Genomic DNA, 21,831 nt, shown 5'->3' with positions numbered 1-21,831 from the left:
CGTCAGCCGCCCGCCTGCAGCAGCGCCACGGCGACCGCCGCCAGCCCCTCGGCGCGGCCGGTGAGCCCGAGGCCGTCGGTGGTGGTACCCGCGACGGTGACCGGAGCGCCGACCGCCGCGGACAGCGCCTCCTGCGCCTCGGCCCGCCGCGGTCCGATCCTGGGTCGCACACCGATGACCTGGACGGACACGTTGCCGATGGTGAAGCCCGCCGCGCGGACCCGGCGGGCGGTCTCGGCGAGCAGCGCCACGCCGGCCGCGCCGCTCCACTCGGGCCGGTCGGTCCCGTAGTTGGCGCCGAGGTCGCCGAGCCCGGCGGCCGACAGGAGCGCGTCGCACGCGGCGTGGGCGGCGACGTCGCCGTCGGAGTGGCCGGCGAGGCCGGGGGCGTCCGGCCAGTGCAGGCCGGCGACCCAGCACGACCGGTCGGGGTCGAAGGCGTGCACGTCGGTGCCGATGCCGATCCGGGGGGCGTTCACACCGGAAAGCCTACGGCGCCGCGGTCAGCAGGGCCGTGGCGAGGGCCAGGTCGTAGGGGGTGGTGATCTTGAACGCCTCCTCCGCCCCGGCCACCGCCGCGACGGGCACACCCCACGCCTCGACCAGCCCCGCGTCGTCGGTGTGCGCGGGGCCGGACCGGGCGTGCGCCTCGACGAGGACGGACCGGCGGAACCCCTGCGGGGTCTGGATCCGGCGCAGGCCGGCCCGGTCGACGACGCCCGCCAGCGCCCCGGCGACGTCGACGGCGCGCACCGTGTCCACCACGGGCAGCACGGGCACCACGGCCGGCGCGCCCGCGCGCACCGCGGCGGCGACCCGCTCGACCAGTTCCGGCGGCGTGAGCGCGCGCGCGGCGTCGTGGACGGCGACGATGTCCAGCCCCGCCGGTACGGCGGCGAGGGCGGCCGCGACCGACTCCTGCCGGCTCGCCCCGCCCTCCACGACGTACAGCGCCGGCCCGCACCGACCCCCGCCCGCGGCCGGCGCGCGCGCGGACTCGGCCACAACTGCCCTGGTCAGAGCGGGAACGGGGAGCCGGGAAGGAGCGTCGGATAGGTAACCCGGTGCCGCGGTGGCCGCCCCGGAGACATCCCCCGCTCCGGCGGCGGCCCCGCGCACCGATCCCGACGTGGACCGGACGGAGGTGACGATGGCATCGGCGAGCAGCGCGCGGACCGGGTCGACCTGGCCCCGCGGCGCCGCCACGACCACGGCCGCGACGCTGGGCGCCGCGGCGAGCCGGTGCACGGCGTGCCAGAGAATGGGTACGCCGCCCAGGGTGCGCAGTGCCTTCGGGGCTCCGGGACCGAGTCGGGTGCCGAGACCGGCTGCCGGAACGAGGACCGCGACGTCACCGCGCAGTACTGGCTGCGTGGTCACGTCGCGGTCCCGGAACGATACAGATCGACGAAGGGGCTCAGGCCTCGGTCAGGACCTTGTCGAGCAGGATCTCCGCCTCGTCCTTGGTGCTCTTCTCGGCGAGGGCGACCTCGCCGACGAGGATGTCGCGGGCCTTGGCGAGCATCCGCTTCTCGCCGGCCGACAGGCCGCGCTCGCGCTCGCGGCGCCACAGGTCGCGGACGACCTCGGCGACCTTGAGCGGGTTGCCCGAGGCCAGCTTTTCGAGGTTGGCCTTGTAGCGGCGCGACCAGTTGGTCGGCTCCTCGGTGTGCGGCGCGCGCAGCACGTCGAAGACCTTGCTCAGGCCCTCCTCGCCCACCACCTCACGCACGCCCACGATCTCGGCGTTCTCCGCGGGGACCCGGACCGTCAGGTCACCTTGCGCGACCCTGAGGACGAGGTAGAGCTTCTCCTCGCCCTTGATGACCCGGGTCTCGATTGCCTCGATGAGTGCGGCCCCGTGGTGGGGGTAAACAACGGTCTCGCCGACACTGAAAACCATAGGTTCGAAACCCCTTTCGCTGTGTCTAGGGTAACACGCTCCGAGACCGGTGTCCCCCCGCGACAGTGGTCGTATATGCAGCTCAGAGCACATGTGAGTCGCATTGCTACCGCTTGACAAGCGCACCACGACCGCGTTTCGTAACGTAGCGTAATGGATTCATCACGGTAACTGTTTACCGGGGTATATGGCTGCCGCGTGGAAAATGCAGCCATCAGTAGCAGAAACGGCCAGATGTCGGAAAAGCGGTAGGCGCCGTCTTCATCCGCATCGGCCGCACGGCGTCACCCGCTCGTCGAGCGGCGCTCCCCGTCGGCCTCCAGGAGCGCCGCGTACAGCGTGAGTCCCGGGCCGAACGCCAGCATCACCACGTACCGCGGCGGCGGCGTCTGCCTGGTCAGCGCGTCGAGGATCAGCAGGACCGTGGGCGAGGAGCAGTTGCCGTACCGGTCCAGCACCGCCCGCGAGGCCGCCAGCGCGGGCTCCGGCAGCCCCAGCTCGGCCTCCACCACCCGGAGGATGCGCGGGCCACCCGGATGGACGGCCCAGCCTCCGACGTCCGGCGCGGCGAGGCCGTGCGCGCCCAGCAGGTCCCGCACCAGCGCCGCCACGTGCACGGCCAGGACGTCGGGCACCTTCGGTGACAGGCCCATGCGGAAGCCGAGGTCGGTCACCGTCCAGGTCATGAGGTCGGCCGTCGCGGTGTCGGTGACCGACACCACGTCGCGCACCGCGTACCCCGGGCCGGCCCCGGGCATCAGCACCACCGCCGCGGCGGCGTCCGCGAACAGCGCGTGCGCCACGATCTGCTGCGCGTCGGAGGTCGCGGGCTGCGCGTGCAGGCTGGTCAGTTCGGCGCAGAGCAGCACCGCCGGGCGCTGACGGGCGCTGACGAAGTCCGCGGCGGTACCCAGGCCGGGCAGGGCCGCGTAGCAGCCCATGTGGCCGACGAACAGCCGCTGGGCCGACGGCGCCAGGCCCAACTGGTGGGCGAGCAGGATGTCCAGCCCCGGCGTGGCGTAGCCGGTGCACGAGCACACGGCCAGCAGGCCCACGTCGGCCGCCGCCAGGCCGGCGTCGGCGAGCGCCCGGCTGACCGCCGCGGCGCCCAGCGGCAGCACCTCGACCGCGAACCGGCTCATCCGCCGGCCCGTCGACCAGGAGGTGACGTCCTCCTCCAGCGGGTTCAGGACGGCCTGGCGGGTGGTCACGCCGGCGTTGGCGAAGATCCGCTCGGCCAGCGGCCGGACCCGGCCGGCGAAGTGCGCGGCGAAGAAGCCCTCCCACAGCGCGCTCTGGCGCGTCGGCGGCGGCATGGCCACCCCGATCCCGGCGATCCGGGCGGCACCATTCTGCGGGCGCGGGGGCTCCGCGGGCGGGGCGGTCACCAGCGGTCCGCCGCGTCGGGGTCCGCGTCCAGGGCGGCGGCGCCGAGCCAGTCGGCGCACACGTCGGAGGTCGGCGGCTGCAGGGCGCCGCATCGGGCGTCCCGGAACAGCCGCTCCAGCGGGTGGCCGCGGCGGGTCGCCGAGGTGCCCGCGGCGGCGAGCATCGAGGCGGTGACCTCGGCGGCGGTGTCCCCGGCCAGCAGCTTCGCCCGCCACACCCAGCGCCGGGTCGCCGCGGCGTCCGGCGCGGCGTCGACCCGGCGGGCCGCCTCCCGGACCGCCTGCCGGGCCGCGGCCGCGGCCGCGTCGGCCCGCCCCAGCCGCGCCCGCACGGCGGGCAGGTCGGCGTGCCCGGACGCGGTGACCTGCGCCGCGGCGGCGTCGACCGCCGCCCGGGCGACCCCCGCGTACACCGCGGCGTAGCTGGCCACCATCCAGTGCGGCATCAGGGCGGCGACAGCCAGGGCCAGCCCCTCGACCCCGCCGAGCAGGGCGCGCGCCGGGACGGTGACGTCGATCGCCAGGTCGTGCGAGCAGGTGGCCCGCATCCCCAGGGCGTCCCAGGTCCGCTGGACGGTGAGCCCGGGCGTGTCGGCCGGCACCAGGAACTGGCTGACCCGGTCGTCCACCCGGGCGGCGACGAGGTAGGCGTCGGCGTGGCCGGCGCCCGAGCAGAACGTCTTCGCGCCGGTGATCCGGTACCCGCCGGGGGCCGGGGCGTAGGTGGTGCGCAGGCGGGACAGGCGGGAGCCGACGCCCCGCTCGCTCATCGCCACCGCGTACCAGGCGCCCGCCGCGGCGTCCGCGAGCGCGGCGTCCCGGGCGGCCAGGGCGGCGTCGCCGACCCCCAGGTCCAGCGCGAGGTCCTCGGTGAGGGCGGCCAGCGCGCCGGTGACCGAGGCGTGCATGTTGTAGACCAGCGCCGTCGCGCCGCTGCCGCGGGCCAGCGCGTGGGCCACGTCGACATACGTGCCGAAGCCCGCGCCGCCGCCGCCGAGCCGGGCGGGCACCATGAGGCCGCCCAGCCCCGCCGCGGCCAGGTCGGCGAAGTCGGCGGCCGGGAAGCTGCCCGCCGCGTCGTGCGCCGCCGCCCGGGCCGCGAACCGGGGCGCCAGCCGCGCCGCCTCGGCGACCGGGTCAGCCACGGGGGCCGTCCCAGCGGACGCCGACGCCCTGGTAGAGCACCGCCGTGGACCGGGTCGGCACCACCCGGCCGCGGTCGTCGCCGCAGAGCAGCCAGCGCAGCGTCGGCCAGGTGGTCGGCCGGGCGCCGCGGACCCGCAGCCGGACGCCGTGCCGGGCGCACAGGGCGCCGAGGCGCCGCGGGTCGACGTACCGGGCCGGGTCGTGCAGGCCGGCCGGCACCCGCGGCAGGCGCTCGGCGACGGTCACCGTGAGGAAGCGGCTCAGCCGGGTGTCGTTGAGGGTGTCCAGGACCAGGACGCCGCTGGGGGCGAGCACCCGGCACGCCTCGCCCACCGCCGCCGGCAGGTCCGTGACGTGCTCGAACAGCTCGCCGGCGACGACGACGTCGGCGCACCCGTCGGGCAGCGGCAGCGCCGTGGCGTCGGCGAGGACAGGGCGCACGCCCCGACCGGCCGCCAGCCGCAGCGCCGAACCGGTCACGTCGACGCCCACGTGGCGGTACCCGAGGCCCGCCACGTGCGGGGCGAGCAGGCCGCCGCCGCAGCCGAGGTCGAGCAGCAGGGCGCCGGGGCGCCGGGCCGCGGGTACCAACGCCGCCCGCGCCGCGGCCAGCCAGCGCAGGACGGCGAAGGCGCCACCGGGGCGCCACCACTGGTCGGCGAGCAGGTCGTACTGCCGGGGGTCGTTGCGCCGCAGCCCCGCCCGCCGCCCGGCGGGCGAATCGACCGGGCCGTCCGCGATCGGGCCGTCCGCGATCGGGCCGTCCGCTACCGTCCGCATAGGAAAGAGACTGGCACGGATCTGTCGTGCACAACAGGTCTGGCGGGCCGGGCACCCGCGGTCTACTGTGACCGGCATGTCACGGCTGCCGTCCCGGCGGGGCACCCCCTCGCCGACGGCCCGGTCGCCGTACTCAGTTGTGCCCCGGCACGGTCGGCAGCGCCACGCCGTGTCCCGGCACGGCCGGGCAGGGTAGGCGATGCGCGGACGCGGGTGGGCGTTCCTGCGCGCCAGCCACCCTGAGCCCGCCGCCGCGGTCACCGCCCTCACGGGGCTGCTGGCGTACGGCGGCGGGCATCCGCCGGCGTCCCTGCTGCGCGTCTGCGGCGCCGTCCTGGCCAGCCAGCTCGCGGTCGGCTGGCTGAACGACGCCGTCGACGCCCGCCGCGACGCCCGGGCGGGCCGCCGGGACAAGCCGGTGGCCGCCGGCCACCTGCCGGTCCGGGCCGCCGCGCTGGCCGCGGCCGGCGCGGCGCTCGCGTGTGTGGCGCTGTCGCTGAGCACCGGCCCGCGCCCCGGCCTGGTCATGGTCGCGGCGCTGCTGAGCGCGCTGGCCTACGACTGGCCGCTGAAGGGCACGCCGGCCTCGGTCCTGCCGTACGCCTTCTCGTTCGGCGCCCTGCCGGTCTTCGTCCTGCTCGCCGCGCCCGACGGCGACCCGCCGCCGCTCTGGCTGCCCGCCGCGGGCGCCATGCTCGGCGCGGGCGCCCACTTCGCCAACGCCCTGCCCGACCTGGCCGACGACGCGCTGACCGGGGTGCGCGGGCTGCCCCAGCGGCTCGGCCCGCGCGGCGCCCGGGCGGCGGGGGCGCTTCTGCTGGCCGGCGCCACGGCGGCGCTGACGCTCGGCCCGCCCGGCCCGCCGGCCTGGTGGGGGTGGGCCGCGCTCGGCGCCGCGGCCGCCGCGCTGGCGGCCGGCGGCCTGGCCGACCGGCGCGCCGCCCGCCGCGGCAGCCGGCAGGTGTACGCCTTCCGGGCCGTCCTCGGGCTGGCGGTGCTGGATGTCGCGCTGCTCGTCGGCGGGGCCCACGCGCTCGGTTAGGGTCCGCGCTCGCGACCGATCGCGGGCCACTAGGCTGGGCTGCGGTGCATCGCCGCCCTGACCCGGGGCCGGCCCCGAACAGGAGGACCGCCGTGACGCGCTCGACCTACCGCCGGGCCGCCGCCGTGCTCGCCGCCGGCACCGCGCTCGGGCTCGCCGGCTGCTCGGCCGGCCAGGTGACCGAGACGGCCCGCAAGGTACCGGCGGTGGCGGGCGCCAACGCCACGTCCGAGGTCGGCACCGGTGAGCTGTCCGTGCGCGATGTCCAGATCATCTACGGCACGGTGAAGGGCTACCTCAAGGGCGGCGCCGCGCCGGTCGGCGGAGCGGTCTTCAACGACACGCCCGACCCCGTGACCGTGACGGTCACCGTCGACCAGGCACCCACCGGCGCCGCGGGCGCCCAGACCGTGACGGCCAACGGCGTCCAGCTCGTCAAGGCCAAGCTCACCGCGCCGCAGCCGGCGACCGGCGGGCACGGCGCCGAGGCTCCCGCGCCCGCCGAGGGGGCGGGAGCGGCCGGCCACGCCGGGGGTACCGGGGCAGGGCAGCCCGCGCCGACGGCGAGCGCGGAACCGACCCCGGCGCAGCCCACCGGCACACCGGAGCCGGGTCCTACGGCCACCGCGGCGGGCGGCACCCGGCCGGTGCCGGCGACGCCCACCGCGACGTTTCCGCTGGCGCCGTGGGGTTCGCTGACCCTCGGCGCCACCCAGGGTCAGTACCTGGAACTCGCCGGGCTCGCCGGGCCGCTCAAGGGCGGCATGTCGGTACCCCTGCGGTTCGCCTTCAGCAACGGCGTCGTCCTCACCGTCCTCGCGCCGGTCGGCTCGCCGCTGGCACCGCTGCCGCGCGAGACCGCCCACGGCGAGTCCCCGGCCCACTGACGGCCGCCGACGCCGTCCCCGACTCCGGCGGGGCCGAAGCAGCTACGCGCCCGGCCCGCCCGCGGGCCGACTGCGGGAGCCACGCCTGCCCGGGTCCGGCTGCGGCGCCGCCACCGGGCTGCGGTGCCCGGCGGTGTCGAGGGCCCGGACGCCGAACAGGACGTTGTCCTTGGAGAGGTCGATCGTCGCCGTGGTGACGTCGCCGACCGGCAGGACGTGCGTCCACTCCGGCTCGGTGGTCTCGCGCCACACCACCTCGTACCCGGCCAGGTCCGGCTCGGGGCCGCGCTGCCAGCGCAGGGTGGTGTCGTTGGTCAGCCCGGAGGTGACGATCACGACGTTGCGCGGGGTACCGGGGGCCTGGGCCAGGGACCACAGCGCGGCCGCGTTCACCCGGGCGACCCGGGCGATGTAGGGGAAGTCGCAGAACTGCGGCAGGTCGCCGTACTGGATGCCGTTCTCCACCCGGACGTCCTGGTGCTCGTGGTGGAAGTTCTCCCGCGGCTCGGTGAACCGGGCGGCCGGGTACCCCTGCTGGAGGAACGAGATGTGGTCGCTGCCGCGCAGGTAGCGGTCCCGCCGCCAGACCACCCGCACGCGCATCCCGGTGTGCGGGTTCTCCGCCACGTCCCGGACGAACCGGCCGAGCTGGCGCGACGGGCCGTCGTTCTCCCCGCCGGTGGACAGGCGCGTGGTGGCCTGCGCCGGCGTCTCGGCGGTCGGCACGCCCTCGACGAACAGCCGCACGGTGTACGGGTCGGGCGGCGTGCCGTCGAACCCCTCGCTGGCGCCGATGATGTCGTTGCTGAACATCCCCTGCACGTCGACGCCGCCGGTACGCAACTGCCGGGCGAGGTGCGCCGACCCGAACAGTCCCTGCTCCTCGCCCGCCACGACCGAGAATACGATCGTCGCCTCCACGGGGCGGGTGGCGAACACCCGGGCCAGTTCCAGCACGGCCGCGACGCCCGAGGCGTCGTCGTCGGCGCCGGGGGCGTCGCTGACCGCGTCCAGGACGTCGGAGGCGCGGGAGTCGTAGTGGCCGGACACGACGTAGGTGCGAGCGGGCGTGGCGGTACCGCGCAGGGTCGCCACGATGTTCGTGATCCGGGTCGGCTCGGGCAGCCGCGGCCCGGCCGGCTGGATGAACGACTGGAGCTCCACCGTCATCCGCCCGCCGGAGGCCGCGGCGGTCTCGCGCAGTGCCGCGTGGATCCAGTCCCGGGCGGCGCCGATGCCGCGGACCGGGTCGTCCTGGCTCGACATGGTGTGCCGGGTGCCGAAGGCGACCAGCCGCCGTACCGTCGCCTCGATCCGCGCGGGGTCCACCTCCTTGAGCAGGGCGAGCAGGGCGGGGTCGGGCTCCTGGGGGGTGAGCGGGCGCCCGGGGCCGCGGCCGGCGGCGGGCGGGGCCGCCTGGGCGGCGAGCGGGCCGGTCAGCGGCGCGGCCGCGGCGGCGGTCACCGCGCCGGCCAGCAGGGTGCGCCGGCCGGCGGAGTAGGGATGCGGGCCGAATCGACGGGAGTCCATGAATAATGGTCGCCCGGCGCCGTCCGCCGTGTCCATAGGGCGGGCCGGGCTTTCCGCCCGCGGCCGCGCCGTCGCGCCGTGGCCGGTCGGAGGGCGGCGGCCCCGTCAGAGGGGGCCGACCCGGGCCGCGGCGGCGAGGCCCTGGCGGCGGCCGGCGCGGGCGGCGGGCGCGCGCCCGCGGGTGTCCAGGGAGTTGCCGCCGAACGCCGCGCGGGCCGCCCGGTCGGGCGTGACCAGCGTGACCGCGGCGCCCCGCTCGCGCAGGGCGCGGACCTGGCGGGCGGGCGCGGCCAGCACCCCGAAACCCCAGCGCAGCGGGGCGAGTACGACCACCCGCGGGTAGCCGGCCGCCAGGTCGGCGTTGGCCGGCGAACGCACGCCCCCGTCCAGGTACGGCCTGCCCCGCAGGGTGGTCGGGGGGAACACCGTCGGCACGGCGCTGCTGGCGGCGACGGCCGCGACCAGCGGCACCCCGCTGTCCGGCCCGAAGACGGCGAACTCACCCGTGTCGGCGGCGACGGCGGTCACCCGCAGCCGGGGGTCCGGCCAGGCCGCCGGCAGGCTCCGGCCCAGGACCGCCAGGCGGTCCCGCTCGCTGACGGTCCGGGCCCGCCGGGCCAGCGCCCCGAGGCGGGCGCCGAACCGCCGGGACGTGCCGCTGGTCAGCAGGGTCCACGCCAGCACGCCGAAGCGGGCGGCGGCGACCACCCGCGGCGTCACCGGCGGCGCGGGCCCCGGCTCCGGGGCGAGCTGCCGGGCGTACCACTCGCGCAGCGGGATGTCCGAGGTGAGGTACGCGCCGACGAACGCCCCGGCCGACGTGCCGACGAACAGGTCCGCGGCGCGCAGGTCCACGCCCGCCTCGGCCAGCCCGGTCGCCACGCCGACCGACCAGGCGATCCCGGTCACCCCGCCGGCCCCGAGCACCACCGCGGTACCGGCGGGGTCGGGTGCCGCGTCGGGGGCGGGGCGGGCCATGGGCGCTCTCCCTGCTGTCGGCGCGGCGGACCAGCCGAAGATGCCCCGTGCGCCGTTTCGCCAACCGCGCAGCGTCGCCAACCGCGCAGCGTCGCCGACCACGCCGCGCCGCCGACGCCGCGTCGCCGACCGCGCCGCGGTCGGGGCGAGTCGGGGCGGCGGTCGGGCGACCGGCGGATCGGCCTTGTAGCGTGCATCATGGGTCCGAGATCAGCTCGGGGCCGCCCGCGTCGGCGGCCCGCGCGCCCGGCCCCCGCGCCCGGCGGGCGCCCCCGCCCCGGCGGGCCGCAGTGGAGGAGGTCGCCCGTGGAGCCGCTGCGCTACCTCGCGGTGCTCGTCGCCTGCCTGCTGGTGACCCTGCCGCTGGAGTTCGTCCTCGGCGCCCGCGTGCTGCGGCGCCCGCGGCGGCTCGCGCTGGTCCTGCTCGCCGCGACGGCACCCTTCGTGGTGTGGGACCTGGTGGCCCTCGCGCGCGGCCACTGGTCCTTCGCGCCGGGCCGGACCGTCGGCCTGACCGTCGCCGGGCTGCCGGTGGAGGAGCTGCTGTTCTTCGTCGTCGTACCGGTCTGCGCGCTGCTGACCTACGAGGCGCTCGGCCTGCCGCGGCGGGGGTCCCGTGACCGGTGAGTACACGCTGCTGGCCGTCGCGGCGCCGGTGGCGGTCGTCCTCCTCGAACTGGTGGTGCTGCGCACGGGGCTGCTGCGCGAGGGCCGGTACTGGGCGACCGTCGCGATCACCATGGCCTTCCAGATCCCCGTCGACGGGTGGCTGACCCACCCGCGGGCGCCGGTGGTCCTGTACAGCCCCGCGGCGATCTCCGGGGTGCGCAGCCCGTTCGACATCCCGGTGGAGGACTTCGGGTTCGGGTACGCGCTGGTCACCGCGGTCCTGCTCGCCTGGCGCTGGCAGCGGCGGGACGCCGGTGCGTGAGGACGCCGACGTGATCGGGTGGCTCGCCCGGCGGATGGTCCGGCGCGGGCTGCGCGGGATCTGGCTGCACGGCGCGGTACCGGCGGGGCCCGTCGTCTGGGCGGCCAACCACCACTGCTGGTGGGACCCGTTCGTCGCGCTGGCGGCGCTCGGCCGGCCCGGCAGCCCGATGCTCAGCCCGGCCAACGCGGCCCGGTACCGCTTCGTCCGCACCCTCGGCGGCTTCGCCGCCGACGAACCGCGCCGCGGCCTGGCGCTGCTGCGCGCCGGCCGCAGCCTCGTGGTCTACCCCGAGGGCGAGCTGCGTCCCCCCGGGCCGCCCGGCCCGCTGTCGCGCGGGGCCGCCTGGCTGGCCGACCGCGGCGGGGTGCCGCTGGTCGCCGCGGCCACCCGGATCGTGCTGCGCGGGCACCAGTCCGCCGAGGCGTACGTGCGGTTGTCGACCGTCGCCGACGCCCCGGCCGCGCGGACCCGGCCGGAGCGGCCCGCGCGGGTCGCCGCCGCGACGGCCGCCCTGGCCAGCCGGCTCGACGCCGACCTCGCCGCGCTCGACGAGCTGATCCGGCGCACCGACCCGCGGGCGCCGGTACCGGACTTCCGCCCGGCCGCCCCCGGCCGGCGCAGCACCGAGGAGTTGATCGGAGGATGGGCGCGGTGAGCCTGGACAAGCTCGTACTCGGCTTCCACGCGGTGAAGATCGCCGGAATCCTGGCCAACCTGCGCCAGTTCCCGACCCTGCGCCCGGACCCGGCGGCCGGCCCCCGGCCGCGCACCTCCCTGCTCGTCCCGGCCCGGGACGAGGAGCGCAACCTGCCGGCGACGCTGGCGGCGCTGTGCGCGCAGCCCGCCGACGAGATCCTCGTCCTCGACGACGGCTCCGCCGACGGCACGGCGGCGCTCGTGCGCGCGTGCCCCGACCCGCGCGTCGCCCTGCACACCGGCACGCCGCCGCCGGACGGCTGGATCGGCAAGAACTGGGCCTGCCACCAGCTCGCCGCCGCCGCGACCGGTGAGCGCCTGGTCTTCTGCGACGCCGACGTCACCCTGCGGCCCGGGGCGCTGGCCGCCCTGCACGCCGAGTGGGACCGCCAGGGCGCCGACGTGTTCTCCGTCTTCCCGCGGCAGGTCACCGGCACGCTCGGCGAGCGCCTGCTCGTACCGCTGATCGACGAGACGCTGCTGGCGTTCCTGCCGCACGCCCTGCTGCGCGCGCCGGTACCGGCCGCGGCCACGGCCAACGGCCAGGTGCTGGCGTTCACCCGGGCGGCCTATGCCGCCGTCGGCGGGCACGCCGCGGTCGCCGACCAGATCGTCGAGGACGTGGCGCTGGCCCGGCGCACCCGCCGCTGCGGGCTGCGGCTCGGCCTGGCGCTGGGCGGGGCCCTGGTGGGGACGCGGATGTACCGCGGGTATCGGGAGGCGGTGCGCGGCGTCGGCAAGAGCCTGCGCGCGGCGCACGGGCACCGGGACGCGGCGCTCGCGGCCACCGCCGCGTGGCACCTGGCGGCGTACACGCTGCCGTGGCTGCGCTGGGACCGCGGCGGCGCCTGGCGGGCGGCGGCCCTGCTGGGGCTGGCGGAGCGGCTGCTGGTGAACGCCAAGACCGGCCGCGGCGCGTACGCCGAGGCGGCGCTGGTACCGGTCACCGCGCCCGCCGCGCTGCCGGTGTACGCGCTGGCCCTGCGCCGGACCGCCCGCTGGAAGGGCCGCGAGTACCGGTGAACCAGCTCCCCGCGCCCCCGGGCGCGCACCTGTGGCGGTGGACCCGCGACCCGCTGGCGCTGCTGCGCGACGGCGCCGCGGCCGGCCCGGTGTTCCGGCTGCGGCTGTGGCGGCCGGCCGTCGTCGGCTACCGCCCGGACTGGAACCGCGCCGTCCTCGGCGACCTCGACACCTTCCGCAGCGCCCGCAGCCTCAGCGGGCTGACGCCGTACCTGGCCGCGGGCGTCGTCGCGGCCGACGTGCCGGGGCACACCGCCCGGCGCGACGCCCTCAACCCGCACTTCCACCGCCGGGCGCTGCTGCCGCACGAGGACCGGCTCGCCGCGGTGGTGCTGCCGCCCGACGGCCCGTTCGAGGCGCTGTCCTGGGCGGCGGGGGCGGTGCGCCGGATGCTGAACGCGGCGCTGTTCGGCGACCGGTGCGACCCGGCGCTGCTGGCCGCGTTCCTCACCCCGCTGGACCGGCCGCTGCCCTGGCCGCTGCTGCCGCGGCCGCGGCTGTTCCGCCGGATGGACGCGGCGATCGCGGCGGTCCTCGCGCGGCCGCCGGCCGGCTCGCTGGCCGCCGCGGTCGCCGGGCTGCCGGACGCCGCCGCGGAGCTGCGGGTCGCGCTGGCGGCCGGGTACGACACCACCGCGCACACCCTGGCCTGGGCGCTGTGGCACCTGGCCGGGGCGCCGCGGTGGCGCGCCGAGGAGCTGCTGCCGGCGGTGACCGACGAGATCCTGCGGCTGTACCCGGCGGGCTGGATCGGCAGCCGGCGCGCGGTCCGGGCGAGCGTGGTGGCCGGCGTGCCGGTTCCGGCGGGGACGCTCGTGCTGTACTCGCCGCTGCTCACCCACCGCGACCCGGACCAGTGGCCGGAGCCGGACGCGTTCCGTCCCGAGCGCTTCGCCGACGGCCGGCCCGCCTGGTCTTACCTGCCGTTCAGCGCGGGCCGGCGGACCTGCCTCGGCGCGCACCTGGCCCGGTTGATGCTGCGGGTGGCGCTGCGCCCGTTCTGTACCGGCGACCTGCGGGCCGCCGCCGGCGACCCGGCGCCCGCGGCGGGCATCACGCTGCGTCCGGCCGGCCCCCTGACGCTGGAGTACCGGCCGCGCCGGGCGCGCCCCGCCCGACCCGCCGACCCGCTGGCCGCGGCGGCGCCCCCGCGCTGAGCACCGTGGCCAGCACCGCCGCCAGCCGGCGCCGGCGGGGCACCACGGCCCGCCCGGCGAACACGTCGTACCGCCGCGCCACGACCTCCTCCAGGATCCCGCCGTACAACCGCCGCGCCGCCCGGATGCAGGTGCGCGACGCGCCCCGCAGCCCCTGGATACCCGGCTCGGCGGCGGCGTAGTGCTCCCGCGCCCGGTCCACCTCGGCGGCGATCAGGGCGCGGATCCGCTCGCCGGCCGGCGCCGCCGGCAGCCCGCCGGCCCGGTGCGCGGCGGCGAGGTCCGCCCGGGTGACGCCGTACCGGTCGAGGTCCGCCAGCGGCAGGTACAGCCGGCCCCGGTCCAGGTCCTCGCCGACGTCGCGGATGAAGTTGGTGAGCTGGAAGGCGAGCCCGAGCTGCCGGGCCGGCTCGCGGACGGCGGCGGGGTCGGGCGGGTCGAGGACCGGCAGCATCATGGTGCCGATCACCGCGGCCGAGCCCTCCATGTAGCCGAGCAGGTCGGCGTACGTCGGGTACGCCGTGACCTGCAGGTCCATCGCCATCGAGGCCAGGAACGCCGTGAAGTCGGCTGGGTCCTGGCCACAGCGGTCGACGGTGTCGAAGACGGCGGGCAGCAGCGGGTGCGCGCCCGCGCGACGGGCGGTGAAGGCCGCGGCCCAGGCCCGCAGGTCGGCCGGGGTGCCGGCGACGTCGACGAGGTCGTCGGCGTGGCGGGTGAAGGCGTACAGGGCGTGCACGTGCCGCCGCCGGTCCGCGGGCAGCAGGCGGGCGGCCAGGTAGTACGAGCGGCCGTGTCGCCGCATGACCTCCCGGCACCGCGCGTACGACGCGGCCAGGGTCACCGTGTCGCTCATCGCCCCCGCCCTCCGCGCCGGTACGGTACCCGTCCGCACTGCCGTGCCCATGATGCCGTGCCCAGCCGCCCGACCGCGGGTGGCCGCGGCGGCGTCCGGGGACGTGCCGCCAGCCTAGCGGCGGACGCCGCCGGCCGCCGATCTCGCGCGGGCGCCCGGGGTGTGCGGCGGGGGTGAACGTCGGAGGCCGCGGCTAGGGTCGGCGCACGGCCCGGCGCCGGGCCAGCGGAGCGCGCAGGGCGACAGCGGAGCGGGCAGGGCGACAGCGGAGCGGGCAGGGCAGCAGCGGAGCGGGGCAGGGCGGGAGTGGAGCGGTCGTGAGTGGGCAGGTGGCGGGTGAGCAGGTCACGGGAGGCAGGCCGGCGCGGGGTGCGGGCCGGCCTGCGGCGGCGCGGCAGCGGGGGGTGAAGGAGGCCCGGCCGGCGTACGAGTGCGACGCCTGCGGCCACCAGCCCCCCAAGTGGGTCGGCCGGTGCCCGGAGTGCCAGGAGTGGGGCTCCGTGGTCGAGTGCACCGTGACCGGACCGGTCGTCGCCGGCCGCGCCGTCGCCAGCCGGGCGCCGAGCGAGCCCGCCCGGCCGATCGCCACGATCAGCGCCGCGGCGGCGGCCGCCCGGCCGACCGGCGTGGACGAACTGGACCGGGTCCTGGGCGGCGGCCTCGTGCCCGGCGCCGTCGTGCTGCTGGCCGGCGAGCCGGGCGTCGGCAAGTCGACGCTGCTGCTCGACGTCGCGCAGCAGTGGGCCGCGTCCGCCGGGTCGCCGGCCCTGGTGGTCTCCGGCGAGGAGTCGGTGAGCCAGGTCCGGCTGCGGGCGGAGCGCATCGGCGCCCTGCACGATCGGCTGTACCTCGCGGCGGAGAACGACCTCGGCGCGGTCCTCGGCCACCTCGACCAGGTGCGGCCGGGCCTGCTGGTGCTGGACTCCGTCCAGACGTTCTCGGTCGCCGGCACCGACGCCACGGCCGGCGGGGTGACCCAGGTCCGCGCCGTCACCGCCGCGCTGGTGGCCGTGGCCAAGGAGCGCGGCATCGCCACCGTGCTCGTGGGCCACGTCACCAAGGACGGCAACGTCGCCGGGCCGCGGGTCCTGGAGCACCTGGTGGACGTGGTGCTGCACTTCGAGGGCGACCGGCACTCGGCGCTGCGGCTGGTCCGCGGCATGAAGAACCGGTTCGGCCCGGCCGACGAGGTGGGCTGCTTCGAGATGCACGAGGGCGGCATCACCGGCCTGCCGGACCCCTCGGGCCTGTTCCTGACCCGGTACGCCGAGGCGGTGCCCGGCACCTGCGTGACCGTGGCGATGGAGGGGCGCCGGGCCCTGGTCACCGAGGTACAGGCGCTGATCGGGGCCACCGTCGCCGGTTCGCCGCGGCGGACCGTCTCCGGCCTCGACGGCGCGCGGCTGGCGATGGTGCTCGCCGTCCTGCAGCGCCGGGCGGAGAAGCTGACCCTGCACGACCGCGAGGTCTTCGCGGCCACCGTCGGCGGGATCCGCGTCGTCGAGCCGGCCGCCGACCTGGCCGTGTCGCTGGCCGTCGCCTCCGGCGGGCTGAACCTGGCCGTCTCGCCGCGGCTGGTGGCGATCGGCGAGGTCGGCCTCACCGGCGAGGTCCGCCGGGTGGGCGCGGTGGGCCGGCGGCTGGCGGAGGCGGCCCGGCTGGGCTTCACCGCGGCGCTCGTGCCGCCTGGCTGCGGCGGCGGCGAGCAGGGGCCGGGTCCGGCGGGGCTGCGGGTCATCGAGGTCGCCGACGTCCGGGCGGCGCTGCACTGGGCGGCGCGGGTGTCCGCCGAGTGAGCCCCGCTGGCGCGCGGTCCGTAGACTGCGGGGGTGCCCACTGACCGCGACGCCCGGGGCAGCTCCGCCGCGCAGGCCAGACCTGCCGCGCAGGGTCCCGCCGCCCTGCGCGGTGACGGCGCCGCGGGCGGCGCGGACGGCGGCCGCCAGCGGGACCCCGGCAGGCGCGCCGAGGCACGTGGCACGGCCGAACGGACGGCCGTCGCCACCGGGGCGGGACTGGCGTGGGGAGCGGCCGTGACGGGCATCGGGAACATCGGCACCAGCGCGGGCGATCCCCTGCGCGCGACCCTGGCCCTGATGGCGCCGGGCACCGCCCTGCGCGACGGCCTCGAACGCATCCTGCGCGGCCGGACCGGCGCCCTGGTCGTGCTGGGCTTCGACCGCCTGGTGGAGTCCATCTGTACCGGCGGCTTCGCCCTGGACGTCGAGTTCTCCGCCACCCGGCTGCGCGAACTGTGCAAGATGGACGGCGCGGTCGTGCTGTCCAGCGACGGCACCCGCATCGTGCGCGCGGCCGTGCACCTGATGCCGGACTCGTCGATCCCGTCGGAGGAGTCCGGCACCCGGCACCGCACCGCCGAGCGGGTCGCCAAGCAGACCGGCCACCCGGTGATCTCGGTGAGCCAGTCGATGCGGATCATCGGCGTGTACGTCAACGGCCAGCGGCACGTGCTGGACGACTCGGCCGCGATCCTCTCCCGCGCCAACCAGGCGCTGGCGACGCTGGAGCGGTACAAGCTGCGGCTGGACGAGGTGTCCGGCACCCTGTCGGCGCTGGAGATCGAGGACCTGGTCACGGTCCGCGACGCGGTGGCGGTGGTCCAGCGGCTGGAGATGGTCCGCCGGATCGCCGACGAGATCGCCGGCTACGTCGTCGAACTCGGCACCGACGGCCGGCTGCTCGCGCTCCAGCTCGACGAGCTGATGGCCGGCGTGGACGCCGACCGCACCCTGGTCATCCGCGACTACCTGCCCGCCGGCCGGCGGGCCCGGACCCTGGACGAGGCGCTGGTCGAGCTGGACCTGCTCAGCTCCGCCGAGCTGATCGACCTCGTGGCGGTCGCCCGCGCGCTGGGGTACCCGGGGGCGACCGACGCGCTGGAGGCGGCGGTGAGCCCGCGCGGGTTCCGGCTGCTGGCCAAGGTGCCGCGGCTGCCGGGCGCGGTGATCGAGCGGCTGGTCGAGCACTTCGCCAGCCTCCAGCGCCTGCTCGGCGCGACGGTGGAGGACCTGCAGGCGGTCGACGGGGTGGGCGAGACCCGCGCCCGGGGCGTCCGCGAGGGGCTGTCCCGGCTGGCCGAGGCGTCCATTCTGGAGCGGTACATCTGAGCCGCCGGCTCAGGGGGAGAACGTCCAGACCAGCGTGACGTAGCCGCCGAACCAGGCGGTCCCGGCCACGGCGGCGGCCAACGCGACGGCGCGGGCGCGGGTGCCCGCGCGCGCCAGGACCGCGGCCAGCGGGAGCAGCAGCGGGAACGCCGGCAGCAGCAGCCGGGCCTTCACCGGGTAGTAGCCGGCGGTGGCCAGGACCAGGGCCAGCGACACCAGCGCGTACGTCAGGACCGGCGCGGGCGCGCGCAGCACGGCGGCGCAGACCAGCGCGACGGCCAGCACGGCGGTGACGACGGCGACGGTCACCGCCACCGACGGCGCGGTGAGCGCGCGCGCGGCGTACCGGGCGGTGTACCAGCCGCCGTCCAGCCGCGAACCCCACCGCTCCTGGACGGCGAACCAGCCGTCCCACCGCCCGAGGCGCGCGCCCACCCAGGCGAGGTAGCCGAGCCAGCCCAGCGGCGCGACGAGCACGGCGAGCACGGGCCGCCACGGCACCGCCCCGCGGCGTACCGCCCGGAGAACGTCGCCCCACCCCCGCGCAGCGCCACCTGCCCGGGAAACGCCGCCCGCCGAGGGATCGCCGCCCGCCGGAGGAGCGCCACCCGCCGGGGAAGCGCCGCCCGGGTGCGGGACGCCGGACGGCGGGGTGCGCAGGTGCTGCCAGACCGCCAGCGCGGCGGCCACCCCGACCGCCGCGATCAACGCGACCGCGGTGGACCGGGTGAGGCCGGCGGCCACGCACAGCGCCGCCGCGGTGAGCCACCGCCCGCGCAGCAGGGCGTACAGGGTGAACGCCGCCAGCGCCGTGAACAGCGACTCGCTGTACGCCATCTGCTGCACCACCGCGTGCGGCAGCGCCGCCCACAGCGCCACCAGCAGCAGGCCGACCCGCCGCCCGCGCAGCTCCCGCCCGACCAGGAAGATCCCGGCGGCGGCGGCCAGGGCGCAGAGCCCCGCGACCAGGACCCCCGCCGCGCCCGTCCCCACCCCCGGCAGCAGGGCGGCGAGCCGGACGAGGCCGGGGTACAGCGGGAAGAAGGCGAGGTTGGACAGCCGCGGCCCGCCCGCCTCCGCCGGCACGCCGTGGTCGTACCCGTCGGCGGCGATACCGGCGAACCAGGCGGCGTCGAACCGCTCCCCCAGCACCGCGCCGAGGTCGACCCCCCGCCGGTCCGCCCACACCGCGAGGGCGGCGAGCGCGGCGACGCGGACGGCGGCGTACACCAGCAGGGCGGGGCCGACCGTGCGCGAGGCGCGACGCGCGACCGCCCAGGCCCGCCCGCCGCGGGTGCCTGCGGGCGGCGCGGCCGCCCCGGCCGGGGCGCGGCGGTCCGCGGTCGCGGCCTGCTCAACCAACGTGCGCTCCCCGGTCCGGCGGAATCGGCCCACCCTACCGCGCACCTCGGCCGCCGGCCGCCCCGTCGGCGGTAGGGTGCGACCATCCCCCGCCGCAGTACCGGAAGGACCCTCCGTGAAGGTTGTCAGCGTCGTCGGCGCCCGCCCGCAGCTCGTCAAGCTGGCCCCCGTGGCCGCGGCGTTCGCCGGCACCCCGCACACGCACCGGATCGTGCACACGGGGCAGCACTACGACGCCGACCTGTCCGACGTGTTCTTCAGCGGCCTGGGCATCCCCGACCCCGACGTGCACCTGGGCATCGGCTCGGGCGACCACGGCGCGCAGACCGGCGCGATGCTGGTGGCGCTGGAGCCGGTCCTGCGCGCCGAGCGCCCCGACTGGGTGCTGGTCTACGGCGACACCAACTCGACGCTCGCCGCGACCGTGGCGGCCGTCAAGCAGCACCTGCCGGTGGCGCACCTGGAGGCGGGGCTGCGCTCGTTCAACCGGCAGATGCCCGAGGAGCACAACCGGGTCCTGACCGACCACGCCGCCGACCTGCTGCTGGCGCCGACCGCGGAGGCGATGCGGCACCTCGCGCGGGAGGGGCTGGCCGAGCGGGCGATCGCGGTGGGCGACGTCATGGTCGACGTGTGCCTGCGGGTCCGCGACGCCGTCGCCCGCGGCGAGGTGCCGCCCCCGGCGCTGCCCGAGGGCGTCGACCCGACCGGGCCGTACCTGCTGGCGACCCTGCACCGGGCGGAGAACACCGACGACCCGGAGCGGCTCGCCGGCCTGCTGGACGCCCTGGCGGCGCTGCCGGTGCCGGTGGCCCTGCTCGCCCACCCGCGGCTGGTGGCCAAGGCCGCCCAGCACGGGCTCACCGTCGGGCGGGGTGCGGTGCGGGTCGGCCGGCCGCTGCCGTACGCGGCGATGGTGGCCGCCGTCCTGGGCGCGGCCGGGGTGGTGACCGACTCGGGCGGACTCCAGAAGGAGGCGTACCTGCTCGGCCGGCCGTGCACCACGCTGCGCCCGGAGACGGAGTGGGTGGAGACGCTGACCGACGGCTGGAACCGCCTGGTACCCCAGCCGGGCGCCCTCGGCCCGCAGTGGGTCGCGGCGGCGACCCGGCCGGCACCCGTGGCCCCGCGGGCGGCGCCGTACGGCGACGGGCGGGCGGCGGTCGAGGTGGTGCGGGTGCTGGCCGAACGGGTCAAGTCCCACCCCTGAACCGGCGCCGCGCCGCTACGGCCCGGCGCTCGTCGGCGACGCCGCGCCGCTGCCCCCGGCGCTCGGCAGCGCGCGGTGGTAGTCGGCGGTGGCCAGCGCCCGCGGGTGGCGGCGGGCCAGGACGTAGCCGTACTGCGCGGCCAGGCCGTCCGCGGCCATGATCACGTCGATCCGGGCGGGCAGCGCGTCGCGGGCGGCCCGGTCGGCGAGCAGGGCCAGGGCGTGGGTGCGGGCGGCCCGCAGGCCCAGCCGGCGCAGCCCGCCGGCCAGGGCGCCGGACACGCCCCCGGACCCGGCGGGGTCGGTCCGGACGTGCCGGATCGTCAGGCCGGGCCGGTCGGCGAGGTCCCGCCACGGCCCGGTCGAGGTACTGACCAGCAGGACCCGCGCCCCCGCGTCGAGGTGCCGGCGCACCGCCGCCCGGACCAGCTCGGGGGGGTCCGGCGCGAAGGACAGGAAGACGACGTTCACCGCGCGGCCGCCCGCGCGTCGCCGACCGCGGCCAGCCGGTCGACCAGCGGCGTCAGCAGCCGGTCCCGCTGGTACCGGGCGGCCCACTCCCGCGCGGCCGCCCGCGGCCCGGGGCCGGCCGTGCGGGCGGCGTCGGCGGCGGCGCGCATCGCCGCCGCGAGCGCCTCGGGCGCCAGGCTGTCGGCGCGGAACCACAGCGGGTACCCGGCCAGCACGTCCTCGGCCGCGATGCCGGGGGCGTGCACCGAGACGACGGGCCGGCCGGCGGCCATGTACTCGAAGACCTTGCCCGAGGTGACGTACCGGGACCCGCCGGCCAGGAACACCAGCACGTCGCTGGCGGCGTACACGTCGGCGACGGCGGTCTTGGCGACCGGGCCGAGGTAGCGCAGCGCGCCGTCGGCGGAGGTGTCCGCGCCCTCGGGCAGCCCGAGCGCCTCCCGCAGCACCGGCTGCCCGGTCTGCTGGAAGCCCAGGTGCCCGTACAGGTCCAGGGTCGCCCCGGCCAGTTCCGGGGAGCGCCGGGCGAGCCGGAACGCCGCCGCGAGCGCCGCCAGCGGCATCCGGTCGGTGAGGGTGCCGAGGAAGCCCAGCCGCAGCGGCCGGCCGGCCGGTGCCGGGTCGTCGCCGACCGCCCCGAGGTCGAGCAGGTCCGGGTCCCAGCCGTTGGGGACCACGAGGGTGCGGTCGGCGGCCGCCGGGTACCGGTCCGCGTACCACTGCCGGGTCGGCTCGTTGACGAACACCGCGGCCGCCGCCCGGCCCATGATCCGCCGCTCCCACCGCACGGCCGGGTGCCCGGCCGGGTACCGGGCGGCGTCGCCGAACTGGTCCAGCGTCCACGAGTCGCGGAAGTCGACCGCGTACGGCAGCCCCCGCAGCCGGTGCAGCCCCCAGGCGGCGGCGAAGGCCGCGTACGGGTTGCCGGTGGCCAGCACGGCGTCGAACGGACGTCGGCGGTGCAGCCGCAGCCCGACCCGGACGCACGCCCGCCCCCAGGAGGCGTAGTGCTCGGGGAAGCCCAGGTTGCCCAGCCACTCGTACCGGCGCCGGGACAGCCGCGGCCGGCTCCGGCGCAGCCAGCCGAAGGCGCGCAGGTCCTTCTCCCAGGCGTAGGTGTCCAGGGCGGGCCGCAGCACCCGGACCCGCGGGTCGAGGGTGGCGAGCAGGCTGTCGTCGACCGAGCCGACCGTGTCGCGCAGGAAGCCCAGCGGCGCGGCCAGGGCGGTGACCTCCCAGCCCTGGGCGGCGAACCGGTTGGCCAGCGCCCGGGTGCGGTACACGCCACTGGCCCGCGAGGGCGGCAGGAAGAAGCCGAGGAACAGCAGGCGGCGCGCCAC

At 78.0% G+C, this 21,831-nt stretch carries 22 protein-coding genes; 10 read left to right on the top strand and 12 right to left on the bottom strand.

Features of this window, described 5'->3' with window-relative positions; genetic code table 11:
* Nucleotides 1–2: 2 nt before the first annotated feature.
* From ispF to IEY75_RS00615, 6 genes are all read right to left on the bottom strand, one after another.
* On the bottom strand, nucleotides 3–479 hold the full coding sequence (ispF, locus tag IEY75_RS00640) for a 2-C-methyl-D-erythritol 2,4-cyclodiphosphate synthase (protein ID WP_189112164.1): 477 nt from the start codon (nucleotides 477–479) through the stop codon (nucleotides 3–5).
* Between the two features lie 10 nt (nucleotides 480–489).
* Nucleotides 490–1,380, bottom strand: a complete 891-nt coding sequence (locus IEY75_RS00635) for an IspD/TarI family cytidylyltransferase (protein WP_189112163.1) — start codon at nucleotides 1,378–1,380, stop codon at nucleotides 490–492.
* A 37-nt stretch (nucleotides 1,381–1,417) separates the two neighbouring features.
* Nucleotides 1,418–1,903, bottom strand: a complete 486-nt coding sequence (locus tag IEY75_RS00630; RefSeq protein ID WP_116068121.1) for a CarD family transcriptional regulator — start codon at nucleotides 1,901–1,903, stop codon at nucleotides 1,418–1,420.
* Between the two features lie 284 nt (nucleotides 1,904–2,187).
* Nucleotides 2,188–3,291, bottom strand: a complete 1,104-nt coding sequence (locus IEY75_RS00625; protein WP_268244312.1) for a type III polyketide synthase — start codon at nucleotides 3,289–3,291, stop codon at nucleotides 2,188–2,190.
* Entirely contained in the window at nucleotides 3,288–4,436 is a 1,149-nt protein-coding gene (locus IEY75_RS00620; protein ID WP_189112161.1) for an acyl-CoA dehydrogenase family protein, read from the bottom strand. Before IEY75_RS00620 ends, IEY75_RS00625 begins: the two co-directional genes overlap by 4 nt.
* Nucleotides 4,429–5,217, bottom strand: coding sequence for a class I SAM-dependent methyltransferase (locus IEY75_RS00615; protein ID WP_189112160.1), 789 nt, complete (start codon nucleotides 5,215–5,217; stop codon nucleotides 4,429–4,431). Before IEY75_RS00615 ends, IEY75_RS00620 begins: the two co-directional genes overlap by 8 nt.
* A gap of 199 nt (nucleotides 5,218–5,416) precedes the next feature.
* Between IEY75_RS00615 and IEY75_RS00610 the strand changes: the two genes are divergently transcribed.
* A complete protein-coding gene (locus tag IEY75_RS00610; RefSeq protein ID WP_189112159.1) occupies nucleotides 5,417–6,259 on the top strand; it encodes a UbiA family prenyltransferase in 843 nt (280 codons plus the stop codon).
* A 92-nt stretch (nucleotides 6,260–6,351) separates the two neighbouring features.
* Nucleotides 6,352–7,146, top strand: coding sequence for a hypothetical protein (locus IEY75_RS00605; protein WP_189112158.1), 795 nt, complete (start codon nucleotides 6,352–6,354; stop codon nucleotides 7,144–7,146).
* A gap of 42 nt (nucleotides 7,147–7,188) precedes the next feature.
* Here IEY75_RS00605 and IEY75_RS00600 read toward each other — a convergent pair whose 3' ends face one another.
* A complete protein-coding gene (locus IEY75_RS00600; protein WP_189112157.1) occupies nucleotides 7,189–8,676 on the bottom strand; it encodes a M20/M25/M40 family metallo-hydrolase in 1,488 nt (495 codons plus the stop codon).
* A 105-nt stretch (nucleotides 8,677–8,781) separates the two neighbouring features.
* A complete protein-coding gene (locus tag IEY75_RS00595) occupies nucleotides 8,782–9,654 on the bottom strand; it encodes a patatin-like phospholipase family protein (protein WP_189112156.1) in 873 nt (290 codons plus the stop codon).
* A gap of 306 nt (nucleotides 9,655–9,960) precedes the next feature.
* Between IEY75_RS00595 and IEY75_RS00590 the strand changes: the two genes are divergently transcribed.
* Genes IEY75_RS00590 through IEY75_RS00570 form a run of 5 tightly spaced genes read left to right on the top strand, consistent with a single transcriptional unit; the run spans nucleotide 9,961 to nucleotide 13,464 of the window.
* Nucleotides 9,961–10,281, top strand: a complete 321-nt coding sequence (locus IEY75_RS00590) for a lycopene cyclase domain-containing protein (protein WP_229789248.1) — start codon at nucleotides 9,961–9,963, stop codon at nucleotides 10,279–10,281.
* On the top strand, nucleotides 10,271–10,585 hold the full coding sequence (locus IEY75_RS00585; RefSeq protein ID WP_189112154.1) for a lycopene cyclase domain-containing protein: 315 nt from the start codon (nucleotides 10,271–10,273) through the stop codon (nucleotides 10,583–10,585). Before IEY75_RS00590 ends, IEY75_RS00585 begins: the two co-directional genes overlap by 11 nt.
* The gene (locus IEY75_RS00580) at nucleotides 10,578–11,243 is read left to right on the top strand and encodes a lysophospholipid acyltransferase family protein (protein ID WP_189112153.1); all 666 of its coding nucleotides are present in this window, start codon (nucleotides 10,578–10,580) and stop codon (nucleotides 11,241–11,243) included. Before IEY75_RS00585 ends, IEY75_RS00580 begins: the two co-directional genes overlap by 8 nt.
* Nucleotides 11,240–12,307 (top strand): glycosyltransferase family 2 protein, encoded by a 1,068-nt coding sequence (locus IEY75_RS00575; RefSeq protein ID WP_229789247.1) that lies wholly within the window; start codon nucleotides 11,240–11,242, stop codon nucleotides 12,305–12,307. The genes IEY75_RS00580 and IEY75_RS00575 overlap by 4 nt, the downstream gene beginning before the upstream one ends.
* Nucleotides 12,304–13,464, top strand: coding sequence for a cytochrome P450 (locus IEY75_RS00570; protein WP_189112151.1), 1,161 nt, complete (start codon nucleotides 12,304–12,306; stop codon nucleotides 13,462–13,464). The genes IEY75_RS00575 and IEY75_RS00570 overlap by 4 nt, the downstream gene beginning before the upstream one ends.
* Here IEY75_RS00570 and IEY75_RS00565 read toward each other — a convergent pair.
* Nucleotides 13,361–14,320, bottom strand: a complete 960-nt coding sequence (locus IEY75_RS00565; protein ID WP_189112150.1) for a phytoene/squalene synthase family protein — start codon at nucleotides 14,318–14,320, stop codon at nucleotides 13,361–13,363. The genes IEY75_RS00570 and IEY75_RS00565 overlap by 104 nt on opposite strands.
* A gap of 404 nt (nucleotides 14,321–14,724) precedes the next feature.
* On the opposite strand from IEY75_RS00565, the gene radA reads away from it, so the two are divergent.
* Together radA and disA are read left to right on the top strand one after the other, a co-directional pair.
* Nucleotides 14,725–16,116, top strand: a complete 1,392-nt coding sequence (gene radA, locus IEY75_RS00560; protein ID WP_189112576.1) for a DNA repair protein RadA — start codon at nucleotides 14,725–14,727, stop codon at nucleotides 16,114–16,116.
* A 219-nt stretch (nucleotides 16,117–16,335) separates the two neighbouring features.
* A complete protein-coding gene (gene disA, locus IEY75_RS00555) occupies nucleotides 16,336–17,448 on the top strand; it encodes a DNA integrity scanning diadenylate cyclase DisA (RefSeq protein WP_189112575.1) in 1,113 nt (370 codons plus the stop codon).
* 9 nt (nucleotides 17,449–17,457) lie between these two features.
* On the opposite strand, the gene IEY75_RS00550 is transcribed toward disA, so the two are convergent.
* Nucleotides 17,458–18,843, bottom strand: a complete 1,386-nt coding sequence (locus IEY75_RS00550; RefSeq protein WP_189112149.1) for a putative hexosyltransferase — start codon at nucleotides 18,841–18,843, stop codon at nucleotides 17,458–17,460.
* A gap of 82 nt (nucleotides 18,844–18,925) precedes the next feature.
* Here IEY75_RS00550 and wecB point away from each other — a divergent pair, with 82 nt between their 5' ends.
* Nucleotides 18,926–20,020 carry a non-hydrolyzing UDP-N-acetylglucosamine 2-epimerase gene (wecB, locus tag IEY75_RS00545; RefSeq protein ID WP_189112148.1) on the top strand — a complete coding sequence of 365 codons (1,095 nt, stop codon included), beginning with the start codon at nucleotides 18,926–18,928 and terminating at the stop codon, nucleotides 20,018–20,020.
* 15 nt (nucleotides 20,021–20,035) lie between these two features.
* On the opposite strand, the gene IEY75_RS00540 is transcribed toward wecB, so the two are convergent.
* Both IEY75_RS00540 and IEY75_RS00535 read right to left on the bottom strand, forming a co-directional pair.
* On the bottom strand, nucleotides 20,036–20,491 hold the full coding sequence (locus IEY75_RS00540) for a hypothetical protein (RefSeq protein ID WP_189112147.1): 456 nt from the start codon (nucleotides 20,489–20,491) through the stop codon (nucleotides 20,036–20,038).
* Nucleotides 20,488–21,831: a glycosyltransferase gene (locus tag IEY75_RS00535; RefSeq protein ID WP_229789246.1), complete on the bottom strand. Its 1,344-nt coding sequence runs from the start codon at nucleotides 21,829–21,831 to the stop codon at nucleotides 20,488–20,490. The genes IEY75_RS00540 and IEY75_RS00535 overlap by 4 nt, the downstream gene beginning before the upstream one ends.

The sequence above is a fragment of the Pilimelia terevasa genome (assembly GCF_014647915.1).
GTDB lineage: Bacteria > Actinomycetota > Actinomycetes > Mycobacteriales > Micromonosporaceae > Pilimelia > Pilimelia terevasa.
The sequence above is the reverse complement of the archived record's forward strand: the minus strand, read 5'-3'. Positions and strand labels throughout refer to the sequence as shown.

What these genes read in the sequence shown, in the direction of transcription:
- IEY75_RS00565 (WP_189112150.1), bottom strand. Translation starts at nt 14,320, where the DNA reads ATGAGCGACACGGTGACCCTGGCCGCGTCGTACGCGCGGTGCCGGGAG.
- IEY75_RS00615 (WP_189112160.1), bottom strand. Translation starts at nt 5,217, where the DNA reads ATGCGGACGGTAGCGGACGGCCCGATCGCGGACGGCCCGATCGCGGAC.
- IEY75_RS00595 (WP_189112156.1), bottom strand. Translation starts at nt 9,654, where the DNA reads ATGGCCCGCCCCGCCCCCGACGCGGCACCCGACCCCGCCGGTACCGCG.
- IEY75_RS00630 (WP_116068121.1), bottom strand. Translation starts at nt 1,903, where the DNA reads ATGGTTTTCAGTGTCGGCGAGACCGTTGTTTACCCCCACCACGGGGCC.
- IEY75_RS00600 (WP_189112157.1), bottom strand. Translation starts at nt 8,676, where the DNA reads ATGGACTCCCGTCGATTCGGCCCGCATCCCTACTCCGCCGGCCGGCGC.
- IEY75_RS00610 (WP_189112159.1), top strand. Translation starts at nt 5,417, where the DNA reads ATGCGCGGACGCGGGTGGGCGTTCCTGCGCGCCAGCCACCCTGAGCCC.